The following is a 17,681-nucleotide window of genomic DNA, read 5'->3' on the forward strand; positions in this document are numbered from 1 at the left end:
CCTGATCACATCGCGCCGACGGTAATAAGCCCGCGGCACGCCCTCCCCCGCGGGCGAACTAAGATGGATCAGATAACCAACCACCGGCTCCGCCCCGCCGCGGCCTGTTGAAAGTAGCGCGCACCATTCCATCCCAACCGGACGAAAGTACGGCACTGGCAATACAGACCCCCGCCATTAACGACCGTTCCCTGGCGGCCGGACTGGCGTATGCCATGGGCAGCCGCGTGTCCGGCATCACGTTCGACCCCGGCACGGGCCTCATGCTGGGCAAGGTCCGCGGCGGCGCGGACGTACCCTATTCCACCACCGCCAAACTGGTCCGCAAGGGCGGTGGCTGGAGCTGCACTGTGGGGGTGTGCAGCTGCCCGGTCCGGAAGGACTGCAAGCACGTGGCGGCGCTGCTTTTCGCGGCGGAGGACAATCCGGCTACCCGCGTCCAGCTGCTGTCGCCGGGCACCGCCACCCAGGTTTCGCGCGAGCCATCGGCTGCTGTCTCCGATTGGGAGAAGGCGCTCAGCCCCCTGATCTCCCAGCCCGGCGCCACACCCTCAACCAGCGGTGTCCCGCTGGCACTCCAGTTCGAGATAGAGGAGCCGGCCCCGCACTTCTCCTATACAGGACGGCGGGATCCCCTGCGCGGCGTCCGGCAGCTGAAGGCCCGCCCGGTGATCATGGGCGCGAAGGGCAAGTGGATCCGTGGTGACGTCTCCTGGAACACCCTGAGCTACCTGAACTTCCGGCGCGAGTGCAATGAATCGCACGTGGAGTGGATGCAGGAGTTCCTCGCTGCCCACTCCGCCTCGGCCAGCCGGATGCAGAACTCCTCCGGCTTGTGGCTGGGCCTGAACACCTACTCCGGAAAGAACGTGTGGAGCCTGCTCTCGGACGCCGGGAAGATCGGGCTGGCACTCGTTAACTCCAAGGGCAGCGAACCTGTGCGGCTCGCGGAGTCTCCCGCCGCCGTCGGCCTTAACCTGGGGCGTTACGGCACTTCCGCTACTGACAGCGCCGACGCCGGGCAAGGCACCCGCGCCCAGGAGCAGGCGTCCGACGCCGGCCTGGAGCTCGCGCCCACCATCACCGTTGAGGGGGAGGACATCGATCCCGCCTCCGTGGGAACAATCGGCCGCCCCGCCCACGGCATCTTCTTCACCTCCGGGGAGGCCGCCCTGCCCGGGGTTCCCGACCCTGACGGCAGCATTACGCTTGCACCCCTGGAAGGCGGCCTGAGCGAGGAGCTGCTGGCGTTCGTCACCGCCGGCAGCACCCTGCACATCCCCGCCAAGGACGAGACCCGCTTCCTCACCGGCTTCTATCCCAAGCTCAAGCAGACCGCCCGGGTCACCGCCCGTGATGAATCCGTTTCGCTGCCTGCCCTGGCCGTCCCCACGCTCTCGCTGCTCGCCAACTACGGCGCCGACCACAGGGTGCGGCTGCACTGGGAGTGGCACTACAAGACCGGAAACCTCGTAACAGCCCAGCCCCTGTGGCGGCACCCCGGCGACCACGGTTACCGCGACGACACTGCCGAAGCCCGCATCTTGGAGGGCGTCGGCCGGCCGTGGGAAGTGGTTCCGGCCTTGGGCGAATCCGCCCCCGGCGGCTGGGGCACTCCCCGGCTCGCGGCATCCGTGGAGCTGAAGGGCCTGGACACACTCGCCTTCACCGAAGAGGTGCTCCCCCGCCTGCGGCAGGCTCCGGACGTGGACGTGGATACAGCCGGCCAGATCGCGGACTACCGCGAGGCCGAGGAAGCGCCGGTGGTTTCGATTTCCACCAAGGCCACCGAACAGCGCGACTGGTTCGACCTCGGCATCCAGATTTCGCTGGAGGGCCAGCCGGTGTCCTTCGCGGCGGTGTTTTCCGCGCTGGCCGCGGGGCAGACCAAGATGCTGCTGCCCAGCGGCGCCTACTTCTCCCTGGACCTGCCCGAGCTGCACCAGCTGCGCGCTCTGATCGAGGAAGCCCGCTCGCTGCAGGACAACAAGGATGCGCCGCTGCAGATCAGCCGCTTCCAGGCCGGGCTCTGGGATGAGCTGGCGCAGCTTGGGATCGTGGACGAGCAGGCCGCGGCCTGGCGCTCGGCAGTGGGCGGATTGCTGGAGGGCGGCGTGGAGGGATTGCCCCTGCCGGCCACGCTCAACGCGGACCTGCGCCCTTATCAGCTGGAGGGCTTCAATTGGCTCACCTTCCTGTATAAGCACAGCCTGGGTGGGATTCTCGCCGATGACATGGGCCTGGGCAAGACGGTGCAGGCCCTCGCGCTGATGTGCGCGGCGAAGGAACTGGCCCTGTCCGGCGCTGAAAGCAACAGCGCCTCCGACGGCGTCGGCCCCACTGGCGATAACCTCGCCGACGCCATCGCAACAGCGAGCCAGCCCGACGCCGGCGCTCCCTTTTTGGTGGTGGCGCCCACCAGCGTCGTGGGCAACTGGGCGCTGGAGGCAGCGCGGTTCGCTCCCGGCCTGAAGGTGCACGCCGTCAGCGAGACCTTCGCCAAGAGCAGCCAGGTTCCGGCCGAGGCACTTGCCGGCGCGGACATCGTGATCACGTCCTACGCGCTGTTCCGGATTGACTACGAAGCTTACGCCTCCCGGAAATGGGCGGGCCTGGTGCTGGACGAGGCCCAGTTCGTGAAGAACCACCAGTCCAAGGCATACCAGTGCGCGCGGAAACTCCCGGCCGCTTTCAAGCTGGCCATCACGGGCACGCCGCTGGAGAACAACCTCATGGAGTTTTGGGCCCTCACGTCCATCGTGGCGCCGGGCCTGTTTTCCAGTCCAAAGCGCTTCGCGGAGTACTACCAGAAGCCCGTGGAGAAAAACGGCGACAAGGGGCAGCTGGACAAGCTCCGACGTCGGGTCCGTCCGCTGATGATGCGCCGCACCAAGGACCAGGTGATCAAGGACCTGCCGCCCAAGCAGGAGCAGATCCTCGAGGTGGTGCTGAATCCGCGCCACCAGAAGGTGTACCAGACGCACCTGCAGCGGGAACGGCAGAAGATCCTGGGGCTGATCGAGGACGTCAACAAGAACCGCTTCACCATTTTCCAGTCGCTGACCCTGCTGCGGCAGCTCAGCCTTGACGCCTCGCTGGTGGACCCGGCACTGACTGCGGTCCGGTCCAGCAAGCTGGACGTGCTGTTCGAGCAGCTGGAGGACCTGGTGGCGGAGGGTCACCGCGCCCTGATCTTCAGCCAGTTCACCGGGTTCCTCGGGAAGGTCCGCGAGCGGCTGGACGAGGAGAAGATCGAATACTGCTACCTCGACGGCGGCACCCGCAACCGTGCCGACGTGGTGAGTGAGTTCAAGAACGGCACCGCGCCGGTGTTCCTGATTTCCCTGAAGGCCGGCGGTTTTGGCCTCAACCTCACCGAGGCCGACTACGTGTTCCTGCTGGATCCGTGGTGGAACCCTGCCTCCGAGGCGCAGGCCGTGGACCGGACCCACCGGATCGGGCAGGCCCGGAACGTGATGGTCTACCGGCTCGTAGCCAAGGACACGATCGAAGAAAAGGTCATGGCGCTGAAGGCCCGGAAGTCGCAGCTGTTCGCCGATGTCATGGAGGGCGACGCCCTGGCCGGGGGTGCCATCACGGCCGAAGACCTGGCGGGGCTGTTCCAGGAGTAGGGCCGCATCCCCTTCCAGTCTCGACGCGGTAGTGGAGGTCCGCGACGGGAACCTGGTCTGCAGCGAGCCGTGGGGATCAAGGCAGGCACGACAAAAGGGCCAAGCCTTGAAACTATAAGCCAGCGGCTGCTGGCACCGGTCCAAGGTTTGGCCCTCTGCCTGACTCGTATTCCGGGCGCCCCCACCCGGAATTCTTTTAGTGCGCGCTAGGCGCGCTGCGGCGAACCGAGCTCCACCGGATCTTCGTCTGTCAGGTAGGCCAGCTCCGAGTGGGCAGCGAGGTCGATGCCGCGCATCTCGTCCTCCGGCTTGATGCGCAGCCCAACGGTTTTGTCCAGGACCTTGGCCAGGACCCAGGTGATACCGAAGGAGTAAACCAGGACGGAGACGGTTGCCAGCGCCTGGACCCCCAGCAGTTCGACGCCGCCGCCATAGAAGAGGCCGCTGACACCGTTGGGTGCAGCATCCGTGGCGAACAGGCCGATCAGCAGGGTTCCGAGGATGCCGCCCACGAGGTGGACGCCGACCACGTCGAGCGAATCGTCAAAGCCGAGCCGGAACTTCAATTCGATGGCGAGGGAGCAGACGGCCCCGGCAATCAGACCGATGGCGACTGCGCCGAGCGGGCTGACTGCACCACAGGCGGGCGTGATGGCTACCAGGGCCGAAATCAGGCCGGAAGCCGCCCCCATGCTGGTGGCCGCTCCGTGGCGGATCCGCTCAACAAGTGCCCAGGCGAGGAGCCCGGCGGAGGCCGCAACAGCGGTGTTCAGGAAGACGACCGACGCCGACTGGCCAGCGGAAAGTGCGGAACCGGCGTTGAAGCCGAACCAGCCCACCCACAGCAGCCCTGCCCCGATGAGGACCAGTGGCCGGCTGTGCGGCTTGGTGTGTTCCATCTTCGGCCAGCCCGAGCTCTTGCCGAGGACCAGTGCCAGGGCCAGGGCGGCAGCGCCGGCGTTCATGTGCACCGCCGTGCCGCCGGCGAAGTCGATGGCCTTGATGCCGTTGGCGATCCAGCCGCCCGTCACGCTGCCGTCGGCCGAGGAGAAGGCGAATACCCAGTGCGCGATGGGGAAGTAGACAATGGTGGCCCAGATGCCGGCGAACAGCATCCACGCGCCGAACTTCATGCGGCCGGCAGCGGCTCCCGCAACCAGGGCCGTGGTGACACAGGCGAAGAAGAGCTGGAAGGCTGCGAACAGGATCACCGGGATGGACGCCTCGTCATCCGCGGCCAGCAGCTGCCCCATGCCCGGGAATTCCGTAACGTCACCGATCAGTCCCATCCCGGATACGGAGTTTCCGAAGGCCATTGAGTAGCCGAAGAGAGCCCAGAGGACGGCCACCAGGCTGGCACCGCCAAAGCACATCATCATCATGTTGAGGATGCGGCGCGAGCCCACCATTCCCCCGTAAAACAGGGCCAGGGCGGGAATCATCATGCAGACCAGCGCGGAGCTGGCCAAAATCCAAGCGACATTTCCCGAATCCATGGGAAACCCCTTTCGTGATGCGAAGAGAGAACGGTAAGTTGCCGTCAGAGCCGCTCCGAAGGAGGGACGCGGGGTAGATTCCACGTTCAAGGAGGGCGGCTTTTGCCGTCGTGCTCCCACTGTATGGCGCCCACTTTTGGCTAGGTTTCGGGGGTGTTAAATGATGGTTTAAGTTATTCACGCCTGAGTTTCAGCAGTCCCACTGATTGCAGCGCAGGTGGGTGGAGTACGACAGCCGCGGGGCAAGCGCCGCTTCCATCGCGGGCACGCGGCTATGCTGGGGAAAACCCGGAGGCAGCACGGCACGGGCATGGGACGGGGCCTGGTCATTGGCCGCGGAAGGACAGGGGCATGGCGCGAGCGACAGTGCAGGACGTCGCCAAAACGGCAGGAGTATCTGTCGGGACGGTGTCACGCGTCCTGAATGGCAGTCCTGCCGTCAGCGCCGCGAGCAAAGAAAAGGTGGCGGGGGCCATCCGAAAGCTGAATTACCGCCCCCTCGCTTCTGCGCGGGACCTGCGCCGCGACCGGACCATGCGTATTTTGGCCCTCGCCAAAAACCTTAACTCCCCCGTGATCAGCGAAGCGTTCCGCGGGTTCGGTGACGCCGCCGCGATGTCCGGCTACGTCAGCCTCATTGCACCCACGTCCGGGGACCTGGAACGTGAACAGCAGTTGGTGGACATGCTGCGCAACGGCTCGGTGGATGGCTTGGTCCTGTTTTCGCCCACCATGCCCGATGCCGAGGTGGAAGCCCTGGCGGGGCAGTTGAGCGTAGTTCAGGTCTGCGAAATCGTTGATTCCGAGGCGGCGTTTGGTGTTTCCATCGACGACCGGCAGGCCGCCTTCGACATCACGCAGCACCTCATCCGAACGGGTGGCCGCCGCTTGGCGATGATTGGCAACAGGCTGGCCCGGTCCGGACGGCTGCGGGAGGAAGGCTTCCACCAGGCATTGGCCCAAGCAGGCTTGTCACCGGACCATCTGTTGTTCGGAGAGGGCGAGTTCGACTTCCACGCCGGGCGCCATCTCGCAAAGCGGCTCCTGCAGCTGGACCCGCTGCCGGATGCCGTATTCTGCGGCAGCGATACCGTGGCCGCCGGATGCGTCCGGGAAATCACCGACGCAGGTTTCAGGGTTCCGGGGGACATCGCGGTGGCGGGTTTTGACGATTCCATCCAGGCGGAGATGTGCGTCCCCGAACTGACCACCATCAGGCAGCCGGCCTACGACATGGGCAAAGTGGCCTTTGCGGCGCTCTTCGAACGGATGACGGAGCCGGGCGAGCACCGCCGCGGCCGCACGTTCCTCCCGCATGAGCTCGTGGTCCGCGATTCAACAAGGGGTTAGCACAGGGGGTTGACAGCCCTCGGGGACGGCTGACAGACTTTTTGGAATCGATTCCACGGGCGCGGCCGAGAGGCTGCCGCCACATGGCACACCTCTCCCTGCTAACGAATAAGGATCATTTTGGACAACGAGCAGCATTCGTCAGCGCAGCCCGCCGGCCTCCCGGAAGGAGCACCGGCAGAGGAGCTGCGGGTAGGCGTCGTTGGTATCGGCTGGGCGGGCCAGCAGCACCTGAAGGCCTACGCTGACATGGATGGTGTCCGCATCGTGTCGCTGGCCGGGATGGAACAGGAACTCCGCGACTCCCTCCAGGCCGAATACTCCATTCCCAACGCCTTCGCCGACTGGAAGGACATGCTGGACAACGGCGGCCTGGACGCCATCAGCGTGGCAGTGCCCACCTTCCTGCACGCACCCATCGCCGTCGCCGCCCTGGAACGGGGAATCCACGTGCTGAGCGAAAAGCCCATTGCACGCAACGCGGTCGAGGGCCAGGCCATGGTTGACGCGGCCCGCAAAGCCGGACGCGTCCTCGATGTCGCCTTCAACCACCGCCGGCGCGGCGACATCCAGGCCCTCAAGGGCGTCATCGACGCGGGCGGGCTGGGCCGTCCGTACTACGCCAAGGCATCCTGGCTGCGCCGGTCCGGCATCCCCACCCTGGGCAGTTGGTTCACCAACCCGGAGCTAGCCGGCGGCGGACCGCTGGCGGATATCGGGGTCCACGCCCTGGACTACGCCCTGCACCTGCTGGGCGAACCGAAAGTCGTGGCCGTCTCGGCTGCCACCCACTCGGAGCTGGGCCCGCAAGGAAGGGGCGGCGGGAAGGCGTACTCCGCCCTGGCCTCCAGCCACGCGTTCGAGGTGGAAGACTTCGCCTCCGCGTTCCTCCGGCTGGAAGGCGGCGGAACGCTCCTGATCGAGGCGAGCTGGGCCACTTATCGGGAAACGGACGACCTCCTGGAGTTCACCGTCTACGGGACCGACGGCGGCGCCGAACTCAAGGTGCAGGGCGCGCCCTTCCCGGCCGTGGGCCAGCTGCGGGTGTTCACGGACAAGGACGGCGAAAGTGCCGATTACGTGCCGCCGGTGCTGCCGGGGCGCGCCCACGACGCCGTGGTGGAAGACTTCGTCACGGCAGTGCGCGGCGGTGAGGCAGTGTGGGGCGGGCATGACGGCTCCCTGGCGCTCTACCGCGCACAGATCATCGACGCGTGCTACCAGTCCGCGCTGGAGCAGAAGGAGGTCCGACTCTAATGAACGGCAAATTGAGGATCCGGGTGTGGAACGAAGGTGTCCATGAGGCCATCAACGAGCCATCCCACATCGGTGACATCTATCCGGACGGCATCCACGGCGCCATCGCCGCGGGCCTCCGCTCCCACTACCCTGACGCGGACATCACGACGGCGGTGCTGGCCACCGATGATGAGCATGGCCTGGACGAGGAGGTGCTCGCCGAGACGGATGTCCTGCTCTGGTGGGGGCACATGGCCCACCATGAGGTGAGCGACGCCGTCGTCGAACGCGTCCACCGGCACGTCCTGGGCGGCATGGGACTGATCGTGCTCCACTCGGGGCACTTCGCGAAGGTGTTTACCAAACTGCTGGGCACCAGCTGCTCGCTGGCCTGGCGGAACGACGGCGAGCGCGAACTGGTGTGGACCGTGAAGCCGTCGCACCCCATCGCCGAGGGTGTGGACAGCCCCATCGTCATTCCCGAGCAGGAGATGTACGGCGAGCTCTTCGACATCCCCGACCCGGACGACCTGATCTTCATCAGCTCGTTCGCCGGCGGCGAGGTGTTCCGCTCCGGCGTTACCTTCACCCGGGGCAAGGGCCGCATCTTCTACTTCAGCCCGGGAGACCAGGAGTACCCGGTGTACCACCACCCGCAGATCCAGCGGGTCCTCGCCAACGGTGTGAAGTGGGCGGCCCAACCCGGGCTGCGCCGCGCGGCGCCGGAAGTCACCAACCCTGCCCGGGACTGGTTCGGCCAGGGCTAGGAAAGGTCGGGTGCGGCAGGGCGGTGCGCCTCCCGCAGCCGCGCCACGAGTGAGGCAGCCAGCAGCGCCGTGGCCAGTTCCAGTCCGATGACGAGCAGCAGCTGGCCGCTGCCCGTCTGGCTTGCAAGAGCGGACGACGCCGGCCTGCCGCCGTGGACGTGCCCGGCACCTCCCGCGCCGAGCAGCAGCACCGTATGCAGGGCCACCATCGCCAACGCAGAGAGGGCCACCTGATGCAGCGCGTCCACCCTGCTGTGCCGCCAGATATGGACCGTGCACGGCACGCAGACTGCCGCGAGCGCCACCATCAGGACGCCCAGCCACATGCCATGGCGTCCGGTTGCGGCCAACCACAGGTGCGCAGCGCACGAAGCTGCGGTGACCACGGCGCAGGCGCGGGGATGCAGTACGGGACCGCCGGCACGTACCCGTCCCGCCGTCGTCGGCCCTCCCCGCACGCTGGAGACGATGCCTGCCGCGGTGCTAATGGCAGGAGCCACCGGCGCTGCCCTCGCTGTGGCAGGCGGCGGCCTGCTGGTTCGGATTGGCGGGCACGTCCAGCACCGGACTGCGGTCGAAGAAGCCTTCCGGGCGCAGCTTGAAGCCCACCGTGTCCACGGGCATGATGGGCCAGTCCTCCACCCGGGGGAAGTGGGTGAGGCCGAAGGTGTGCCAGAGCACGATGTCCTGGCCGTCGATTGCGCGGTCCTGCGCCACATACGCGGGCAGGCCAGCTCCGCCGGAGTGCTGGTTGACGAAGTCGCCGGTGGGGTAGAGCTCGTTTTCCGCGTACCGGGTGACCCACAGGTCCTTGGTGGCGAAGGCTGCGCGCCGTGCGATGGACGATTCCGGGTCCGCGAGCAGCGTGGGCTGGTTCTGGGAATGGAGCTTGTAACCCACAGGCTCGCCCAGCCGGTTGCGGGATTCTGGGTTGGAAATGATCCAGGTGCGGCCCGCCCTTGCGTCAGCTTCGCGGACTGCTTCGGATTCACGGGCCAGCACAGTGCGCTTGCGGGAGAAGGCGTTGCCGCGCTCATTCCCTGGTCCCATCGGCTGCCGGACCACGTCCTCTTCTTCCACGCGGTTGGTGAACCCGTCGACGGCCATGTCCAGCCGGGCGCTGAAGAGGTGCTGGTGGAAGGGCGCGCCCAGGCCCGGGGCGAGCTGGGAGATGTTGTCCGAGCCACCCTCGGGGAAGGCGGATGTGAAGACCACGCCGGTTGCCTTCGCCTCGAACTCGATGGTGCCGTCCAGGTAGAGGTACCAGTAGAAGCCGTAGTCGTAGTTGCCGATGGTGGTGAAGAAGGAGATGACCAGCCTGCGGTTGCGTCGGGTGTAGTTGATTCCGGTCCAGAGGTCGGAGTGTTTGGAGAGGATGCCCCAGTCCTCCTCGTGCATGCAGATGCCGTTGCGGATTTCCCGAGGGTTGCCGAAGGCGTCGGAGATGACGGGGCTGAGGTAGGTGATATCGCCCAGGCAGTCACAGCCCAGTTCAAGCGAGTTGGCGTACTGGCCCACGAGGTATTCGCCGGTGTCGAAGTAGTTCTGCCAGGACCGGATGGGCGACGGGTCGCCGTACGGAACCACCATCTCCGCGATCGACGCGCGGTTGATGATGGGACGCAGCCGGTCGCCGTCGCGAAAGGACAGGTTATGCAGCACCACACCCTCGCGGACATCAAAACCCACGTCCACGCTCCACTTCTCCCACTCCACATGGTTGCCGCCGGTGACGGCGAAGCTTGGACCTTCGGGCTGGGTGATGCTGAGGGGCTTCTGCGTGGTCCGCAGCGGGCCGGTCAGTTCCGGGTCCGTGTAGTTGCCGTGCTCCGCCGGGATGGGCATCACACCGAGGTCGATCACCTGGGTGACTTCCCTGCCCACCACATCCACGTACGCCACCAGCCCGTCCACAGGGTGGGCCCAGGCACTGTCCTCGGGAAAATCCTGGACGAAAGCCAGGCCGCGGAGGATGCGCCGGCCCTTCTCCCCTGCGTATTCGAACACCCCGGCGGACAGGGGCGCCACCCGCACCTTTGCCACGTCGAGTTCCCTGGCGCCAAGGGCGTCCAGCCAGCGCTGGTCGGTGGCGAGCAGCGCCTCCACCACCTCGAACTCCTCCTCAAGGACGGGAAGTTCGCCGGTCACCGCGGTGTCGAGTACGACGGCGGATTCCACCTTTTGGTGCGTAAGGGAGACGATGAGGTCGCGTGGCGCAGCCCCGGAGACGTCGTGGAGAAAGACGCGGAAGCGCCGGTCCTCCTGCTGGTTCGTGCCGGCTTCGGCCACCACTGCTCCCCTGGGCGGATCCAGCAGGCCCAGGTAGGCAATCCGGTGCTGCGGGCCAAGGAGGCCTTCGGACTGCAGGAGGGACCGGACCTCGAGGATCTCGGCTGCGGTGGCAAGGCGGAAGGCTGATGCTGTGTCAACGGGGGCAGTCGTCATGGTGGAACCTTTGGTCGGACCGTTTCGGGTCAGCCGGTTTATTTTCTATAGGTGTAGAGAATAAGCTGAACGTAAGATGGCTCACAAGGGGTTTGGGCAAAATATTTCCGGGGAGAAGCTGCGGTGCCAAAGATTGTCGACCATAACGAGCGGCGCCTGGAACTGGTGGATGCCACGTGGCGGATCATCGCCCGCAATGGCCTGGAAGGTGCCACGATGCGCGAGATTGCAATGGAAGCGGGCTTCGCCAACGGCGCCCTCAAGCCCTACTTTCCCACCAAGGACACCTTGCTCGAATTTGCCTTCAGCCACGTCTTCAACCGGACCAACCAGCGGATTGCCGGGGTTACCGCCGGCCAGACCGGCATGAGGGCGCTGCGCTCGTTTTGCCTTGAGGTGCTTCCCCTCGATGAGGAGCGCATCAACGAGGCGCGGATCGTGATCCCCTTCTGGCAGAGAGCCGTCAACGATGCGCAAAAGGCTTTGATCCATCAGCAGTCGATGGAGGAGTGGCTCCACTCCATCCGGCGCTACCTCGCGGAGGCGCGGGACGCAGGCGACGTGAGTACCGCCGTCGACGACGACGACCTGGCCGGCCAGCTCCTGAACATGCTGCTGGGCGCGCAGATCGAGGCAGCCCTGGCTCCTGCAGGCCGTACGGAGTTCGGACACCGCCGACAGCTCGAGGGCTTCCTCGCCCTGCTGAGCCAGCCGCCGCGCCGATGAGGAACATTCCCCTGGCCATTCCCGCCGGCATCGACACCCCGGACGTCCTGGTGGACGTTGACATCCTGGACCGGAACATCGCGCGGATGGCCGCAGCCGTACAGGAGAAGGGGCTCGTCCTGCGCCCGCATGCCAAGACCCACAAGATCCCGGAGATCGCCGCCCGCCAGCTTGCGGCGGGGGCGGCTGGGCTGACCGTGGCCTCCATCGGCGAGGCGGAAGTGTTCGCCGCGGCCGGAGTGGAAGACCTCTTCATCGCTTACCCCTTGTGGGCCTCGCCGCACAAGGCCGGGCGCCTGCGGCGGCTGGCGGCAACCGCGAAAATTTCAGTAGGGGTGGACTCGGCGGCCGGAGCCTCAGCGCTGGGTGCAGGCCTTGGCGGCGCGGCCGGGGAGTTCAACGTGCTGGTGGAGATCGACAGCGGCCACCACCGCAGCGGCGTGCGCCCCGAAGCGGCAGCAGCCGTTGCCCGGGCCGCATCCGGCGCCGGCCTCAAGGTGGCAGGGGTCTTCACCTTTCCCGGTCACAGCTATGCCCCCGGGATGCCTGCCGAAGCCGCGGCCCAGGAGCAGGATGCCCTGAAGCAGGCAGCTGAAGCGCTGGGCGCGGCAGGCTTCGAGGCAGCCGTGCGAAGCGGAGGGTCCACTCCGACGGCACTCCTCACCGCATCCTCCGCCGCCACCGAAGTACGCCCCGGCGTCTACGTGTTCGGCGATGCCCAGCAGCTGGAGCTGGGCCGTTGCGCACTGGAAGAGATCGCACTGACCGTTGCAGCCACCGTGGTCAGCCACCACAGCACCGCTCCGGGTACCCTGCCGCGTTTTATCCTCGACGCCGGGAGCAAGATCCTGGGCAGCGACCGGCCCGCCTGGGCCACCGGATTCGGCCGCCTGCCGGACCACCTCGGCGCAAGGATCACAGCACTGTCCGAACACCACGCCACGGTGGAATGGCACGACGACGGTCCACCGCCCCCAGTGGGCACGAGGCTCCGGGTGGTCCCCAACCACGTATGCCTTGCCGTCAACCTCGTGGACGACGTCGCCGTGGTAAGCCAGGGGGAGCTTGTGGACCGCTGGGTTGTGGCAGCCCGGGGGAAGAACAAGTAGCGAGGGAAATTCTTTTTTCGCCAACCGTTGAAAAAAGATGCCGCCCGGCGCTACCCTTTGAGGACTGTGTTCCCGGACACAGTCCCGGGGAACGTCAGATGGCCGCCGTCGACAGGAACACCATGCCAGCAGCAACCGCTCCCGCAGCACACCGCACCTCGGCACACCCCACCTCGGTACACCGTGCAGCAAGCAGTCCGTCAGTCCACGATCCCCGCGCCGGCCAGGACGTCACCACCAGCGTTGCCCGGACCTTTGATGACTGGAAGCACCTGGTTGCCGAGTCCTTTGTGCCGCTCACGGCCCGCACGGCAGACGTGGATGGGTTCCGCGGTCAGCTGCGCTCGAGGGTGCTGGACCGGATGTCCATTGTAGAAGTCACTGCCACATCCCATGATGTCCATCGCACCCCGGCACTCATTGCCCAGGCCGGCCAGCGCTACTTTAAGCTCAACCTCCAGCTCGAGGGCACCGGCCTGTTAATCCAGGACAACCGCGAAGCGCTCCTCCAGCCCGGCGATCTGGCCATCTATGACACCAACCGCCCCTATACCCTGGCCTTCGAAGAACGGGCCCGGATGATGGTGGTGATGTTCCCCTGCGATGCCCTCGCGCTGCCTACGGACTACGTTGGCCAGCTCTCCGCCGTGAGGATGGCCGGCAATACAGGCCTCAGCGGCATCGTGGGACAGTTCATCCGCCAGCTCTCCCAAAACCTTGACGTCCTCAGCGGCCCCAGCGGTTCACGGCTGGCCGCCAACGCCCTGGACCTGGTGTCCACCATGCTGCATTCTGAAATGGACATCGCCCCGGACCGGATGAAGCCGCAGGCATTGCTGGCTGCGTCGGTCCGCGAATACATCGAGGCCAATCTATCCGATCCGCTGCTGTCTCCGGCGAGCATCGCGGCCGCACATTTCATTTCAACGAGGCACCTCCACAACGTCTTCCACGAATCCGGCATCACCGTGGCCAGCTGGATCCGGAGCCAGCGCCTTGATGGCGCACGCCGCGACCTGCGGGATCCCCTGCACGCCGGAAAGTCCGTCAGCGCGGTGGCTGCGGCCTGGGGCTTCCTTGATGCAGCCCACTTCAGCCGCACCTTCCGTGACGCTTTCGGTTTGTCCCCCACTGACTGGCGCCGCCAGGCCTGACATCAGCTACGCGGGGGCCAGGGGCGTACGACGGCGGGCGGCTTAGATCAGTCCCTGCGCCAGCATGGCGTCGGCAACTTTTACAAAGCCTCCGATGTTGGCGCCGAGGACGTAGTCGCCGGGTGCGCCGTATTCCTCCGCGGTGGCCGCGCACAGGTCATGGATTCCCACCATGATGTCCGTCAGCCGCTGTTCGGTGTGTTCAAAGGACCAGGAGTCCCGGCTGGCATTCTGCTGCATCTCCAGTGCGGAGGTGGCAACTCCCCCGGCGTTGGCTGCCTTGCCCGGGGCGAAAAGGACGCCTGCCTGCTGGAAGACGGCGACGGCGTCGGGAGTGCTCGGCATATTGGCCCCTTCACCCACGGCGAGCAGGCCGCCCCGCACCAGGGCGGCGGCAGCGGCGCCGTCGAGCTCGTTCTGGGTGGCGCACGGCAGTGCCACGGTGGCGCCGGCATCCCAGACGGAACCGCCGTCGATATAGCTGGCGCCCGGCCTGCGGACGCCGTACTCCTTGAGCCGGGCGCGCTCCACTTCCTTGACCTGGCGCAGCAGCGGAACGTCGATCCCGGCTTCGTCCACGATGTAGCCGCTGGAGTCCGAGCAGGCCACCACCGTGGCGCCCAGGGCCTCAGCTTTGGCGATGGCATTGATGGCCACATTTCCGGAACCGGACACCACCACGCGCTGCCCATCAAAGGAGAGCCCGCGGGTCTTGAGCATCTCGCTGGTGAAGATGACTGTCCCGAACCCGGTGGCTTCCGGCCGCACCAGGGAGCCGCCCCAGGAGATCCCCTTGCCGGTGAGCACGCCGGATTCATAGCGGTTGGTGATGCGCTTGTACTGGCCGAAGAGGTAGCCGATTTCGCGGCCGCCCACGCCGATGTCCCCGGCTGGAACGTCGGTGTACTCGCCAATATGGCGGTAGAGCTCTGTCATAAAGGACTGGCAGAACCGCATCACCTCGGCGTCGCTGCGTCCGCGGGGGTCGAAGTCCGAGCCGCCCTTGCCGCCGCCGATGGGCATGCCGGTCAGTGCGTTTTTGAAGATCTGTTCAAAGCCGAGGAACTTTACGATGCCCAGGTTCACTGAGGGGTGGAACCGCAGCCCGCCTTTGTACGGCCCCAGCGCCGAGTTGAATTCCACCCGGAAGCCGCGGTTGATCTGCACCCTGCCGTAATCATCAGTCCAGGGGACGCGGAAAATGATCTGCCGCTCGGGTTCGCAGAGCCGTTCAAGGATGGCTGCTTCGAGGAATTCGGGGTGGCGGTCGTGGACCGGTCCGAGGCTTTCGAAGACCTCAGTGATGGCTTGGTGGAATTCCGCCTCACCAGGGTTCCGGGCGAGGACTGTATCCCTGATGGCCGTCAACCGTGCATCCATGAATTCTTCCTTACGTGGCCGGGCATGGGGCGGCCACGGAGGCGGCAGTCCCAGAAGGTTTACATTTCAACTTATCCGATTGCGACTGCAGACTGTTAGAAGAGCATGTCCGCTTCCGCTATTCTCCGTATTGTGACAGCAAAATTTCACTTTACGGAAGCGGTAGTGGATGCTTCCCACTGCCGGGAGGCCTCCTGATGCCGTATATCTGCCTCCTTCTCTCTGGCGCCCCGCTCCTGGTCAACGGCCTGGCAACGCTGGGGCATCTACCCCGTCGGGACGCCGGGGTACTTAGCCTGCTGGTGGGATGCGTCCAGCTCGCACTCGCCACGGGATACCTCATGAGTGCGGGAGGCGGCACCACCATACTGATGGGTGCGGCCGGCATGGTCCTGTTTGGCCTGACATACGCGTATGTGGGACTGGACACCGTGCTTGGCCTCGGCTCCAGGGGGCTGGGCTGGTTCTGCGGCATGGTGGCGGTTGTCGGGCTGCTCCTTTCAGCGGCATGGCTTCGGGACGACCCCGTGCTGTCCGTCCTTTGGCTGTGCTGGTCGGCACTGTGGGCGCTGCTTTTCGTATCGATGGCCCTGGGCCTGGCCCACGTGGACCGGTTCACCGGCTGGGCGCTTGTCCTCGCCAGCCAGGTGACCGCCACGGTTCCGGCCTTTTTGGGGCTGGCCGGGCTATGGCCGCGCAGCCCCCCGGTTGCTGCCGGTGCGGCAGTGTTACTGGCGGGGTTGTTCGTCGCCGCCAGCGTCCTGGCCCGGCGGACCCGGGCCCCACGCGGAACGGCCTGCCCGGATGCAGGTGCATCCGGCCAGGCCGCCGGTGGTTCTCCCGCCGGTTTGGCTGAGTACCCGGCAGAGGAAGTTGCGCGTTAGCGGGCGTGCCCCAGGCTGTGGAACCGCTGCCGCCGCTCGATTCGGGCCTCCACGAGGACCCCGGCGGCGAACATCACCGGGACAGCCGCCAGCAGGGCCGCGGCCGTTTCCGCGCTGCCTCCGATCAATGCAGTGAAGTTGCTGATCACCAGGGACAGCACCCACGCCAGCAGCAGGGTGGCAAGGGCGGGCGCCAGGAGGGTCTGCCACACCTGGCCTGCCACCCGTTCGCGCCGGAAAAAGCCCACTACAGCCACCGAACAGAGGATGTACAGCACCAGGAGCGCGGCCACAGCGACTCCGCTGAACCAGGAAAACAGGGTGAGGACGGGGTCCAGTGCGAGCAGGGCGAAGGGAACCACCAGTCCGACGGCGGTGGCGGTCTGGATCCGGGCAGCTGCAGCAGGTGCACGGTGCCGGTTGGTCCGGGCCAGGACGGCCGGCATGGAGCCTTGGAGCGCCAGCGAGTGGAGGTAGCGGTTGATGCCGTTGTGGAAGGCGATGATGCCCGCGAGCAGGGATGTCACCAGCAGGATGCCTGTGGCGATACCGGCCCATGGTCCGAACAGTTCCACCATGGGAGCCAGCACAAAGCTGGTGGAGTCGCCTGATTCCAGTGCTGCACCGGCGGCGTCCATGACCCGGGTGGCGCCGTAGTAGCTGACCAACATCCAGGAGATAAAGGAGAAAAAGACGGCGATCACGGCCACTGAAAGGTAGGTGGCCCGCGCTACGGTGCGGTCGGCGTCCTTGGCTTCGGCCGAATAGATGGCCGTGGACTCGAAGCCGAACATGGAGGCCACGGCAAACATGATGGCTACGCCCGGGGCCCCCGCAGCGATGGCTTCAGGGGAGAAGGACGCCGCGATGCTGATTCCCTCCGGACCGCCGCCGCTGAACAGCACCGTGAAGCCGAACATCAGCAGGACAGCCACTTCGAGCCCCACGAGCAGGGCCAGGACCTTCGCGCCGACCTCAATATTAAGCGAACCCAGCACCCGGACACCCGCCATCGTGGCCAGCGCCAGCAGCCACCAGGGGACGCCGACGCCAACCGAAGCCAACAACCCGGAGAATGCCGCACCATACAGCCCGTACATCGCGGCCTGCACCGTGCTGTAGGCCAGCAGGGCAAGCCAGGCTGCGCCCGCTCCGGTCTTTCGGCCGAACGCCGCCGTCACGTATGCATAAAATGCGCCGTTGGCCTGGATCCTGCGGCTCATGGCCACGAATCCCACGGCGAAGATGACAATAATGACGCCGACAATCAGGTAGGCGCCCGGGGCGCCGGCACCGTTGCCGAGCGCAGCAGCCAGGGGTGACGCACCGGCGATCCCCGTCAGGGGCGCCTGGGCGGACAGAACGAAGAACAGGATTCCCATAACGCCGATGCTGCCGGCACGGAGGGCGGTGGAGTGCTCCTTTGCGGGGCTTGCGTCGGCGGTCCGGGACTCGGAACTCGAAATACTCATTGGATCCTTCTTAACGGTCATGAGCGT

The 17,681-nt window shown here is 66.2% G+C and carries 13 protein-coding genes; 8 read left to right on the forward strand and 5 right to left on the reverse strand.

From position 1 onward, the window contains the following. Nucleotides 1–125: 125 nt before the first annotated feature. Entirely contained in the window at nt 126–3,632 is a 3,507-nt protein-coding gene (locus tag AC5RVY_RS04935; protein WP_493953709.1) for a DEAD/DEAH box helicase, read from the forward strand. Between the two features lie 206 nt (nt 3,633–3,838). Here AC5RVY_RS04935 and AC5RVY_RS04940 read toward each other — a convergent pair whose 3' ends face one another. Then, the gene (locus tag AC5RVY_RS04940) at nt 3,839–5,128 is read right to left on the reverse strand and encodes an ammonium transporter (RefSeq protein ID WP_493953564.1); all 1,290 of its coding nucleotides are present in this window, start codon (nt 5,126–5,128) and stop codon (nt 3,839–3,841) included. Nucleotides 5,129–5,479: 351 nt separating this feature from the next. Between AC5RVY_RS04940 and AC5RVY_RS04945 the strand changes: the two genes are divergently transcribed. The 3 genes from AC5RVY_RS04945 to AC5RVY_RS04955 all read left to right on the forward strand — a co-directional run bounded on the left by AC5RVY_RS04945 (nt 5,480) and on the right by AC5RVY_RS04955 (nt 8,484). Then, nucleotides 5,480–6,478 (forward strand): LacI family DNA-binding transcriptional regulator, encoded by a 999-nt coding sequence (locus AC5RVY_RS04945; RefSeq protein WP_493953565.1) that lies wholly within the window; start codon nt 5,480–5,482, stop codon nt 6,476–6,478. Nucleotides 6,479–6,598: 120 nt separating this feature from the next. Next, nucleotides 6,599–7,735, forward strand: a complete 1,137-nt coding sequence (locus AC5RVY_RS04950) for a Gfo/Idh/MocA family protein (RefSeq protein ID WP_493953566.1) — start codon at nt 6,599–6,601, stop codon at nt 7,733–7,735. Next, a complete protein-coding gene (locus AC5RVY_RS04955) occupies nt 7,735–8,484 on the forward strand; it encodes a ThuA domain-containing protein (RefSeq protein ID WP_493953567.1) in 750 nt (249 codons plus the stop codon). Before AC5RVY_RS04950 ends, AC5RVY_RS04955 begins: the two co-directional genes overlap by 1 nt. Here AC5RVY_RS04955 and AC5RVY_RS04960 read toward each other — a convergent pair. Together AC5RVY_RS04960 and AC5RVY_RS04965 are read right to left on the reverse strand one after the other, a co-directional pair. Further along, entirely contained in the window at nt 8,481–8,984 is a 504-nt protein-coding gene (locus tag AC5RVY_RS04960) for a hypothetical protein (protein WP_493953568.1), read from the reverse strand. The two genes, AC5RVY_RS04955 and AC5RVY_RS04960, sit on opposite strands and share 4 nt — an antisense overlap. After that, entirely contained in the window at nt 8,968–10,929 is a 1,962-nt protein-coding gene (locus AC5RVY_RS04965; protein ID WP_493953569.1) for a primary-amine oxidase, read from the reverse strand. The genes AC5RVY_RS04960 and AC5RVY_RS04965 overlap by 17 nt, the downstream gene beginning before the upstream one ends. Nucleotides 10,930–11,052: 123 nt before the next feature. Between AC5RVY_RS04965 and AC5RVY_RS04970 the strand changes: the two genes are divergently transcribed. From AC5RVY_RS04970 to AC5RVY_RS04980, 3 genes are all read left to right on the forward strand, one after another. After that, entirely contained in the window at nt 11,053–11,655 is a 603-nt protein-coding gene (locus tag AC5RVY_RS04970) for a TetR/AcrR family transcriptional regulator (RefSeq protein ID WP_493953570.1), read from the forward strand. Beyond that, the gene (locus AC5RVY_RS04975; RefSeq protein WP_493953571.1) at nt 11,652–12,764 is read left to right on the forward strand and encodes an alanine racemase; all 1,113 of its coding nucleotides are present in this window, start codon (nt 11,652–11,654) and stop codon (nt 12,762–12,764) included. The genes AC5RVY_RS04970 and AC5RVY_RS04975 overlap by 4 nt, the downstream gene beginning before the upstream one ends. Nucleotides 12,765–12,886: 122 nt before the next feature. Next, the gene (locus AC5RVY_RS04980; protein ID WP_493953572.1) at nt 12,887–13,918 is read left to right on the forward strand and encodes an AraC-like ligand-binding domain-containing protein; all 1,032 of its coding nucleotides are present in this window, start codon (nt 12,887–12,889) and stop codon (nt 13,916–13,918) included. 42 nt (nt 13,919–13,960) lie between these two features. On the opposite strand, the gene gdhA is transcribed toward AC5RVY_RS04980, so the two are convergent. Continuing rightward, nucleotides 13,961–15,298: an NADP-specific glutamate dehydrogenase gene (gene gdhA, locus AC5RVY_RS04985; protein WP_493953573.1), complete on the reverse strand. Its 1,338-nt coding sequence runs from the start codon at nt 15,296–15,298 to the stop codon at nt 13,961–13,963. 197 nt (nt 15,299–15,495) lie between these two features. Between gdhA and AC5RVY_RS04990 the strand changes: the two genes are divergently transcribed. Continuing rightward, nucleotides 15,496–16,182: an AmiS/UreI family transporter gene (locus tag AC5RVY_RS04990; protein WP_493953574.1), complete on the forward strand. Its 687-nt coding sequence runs from the start codon at nt 15,496–15,498 to the stop codon at nt 16,180–16,182. Here the strand turns inward: AC5RVY_RS04990 and AC5RVY_RS04995 are convergent. Next, the gene (locus AC5RVY_RS04995; RefSeq protein ID WP_493953575.1) at nt 16,179–17,654 is read right to left on the reverse strand and encodes an APC family permease; all 1,476 of its coding nucleotides are present in this window, start codon (nt 17,652–17,654) and stop codon (nt 16,179–16,181) included. The genes AC5RVY_RS04990 and AC5RVY_RS04995 overlap by 4 nt on opposite strands. Between the last annotated feature and the right edge of the window lie 27 nt (nt 17,655–17,681).

The organism is Arthrobacter sp. Ha26 (assembly GCF_059091705.1).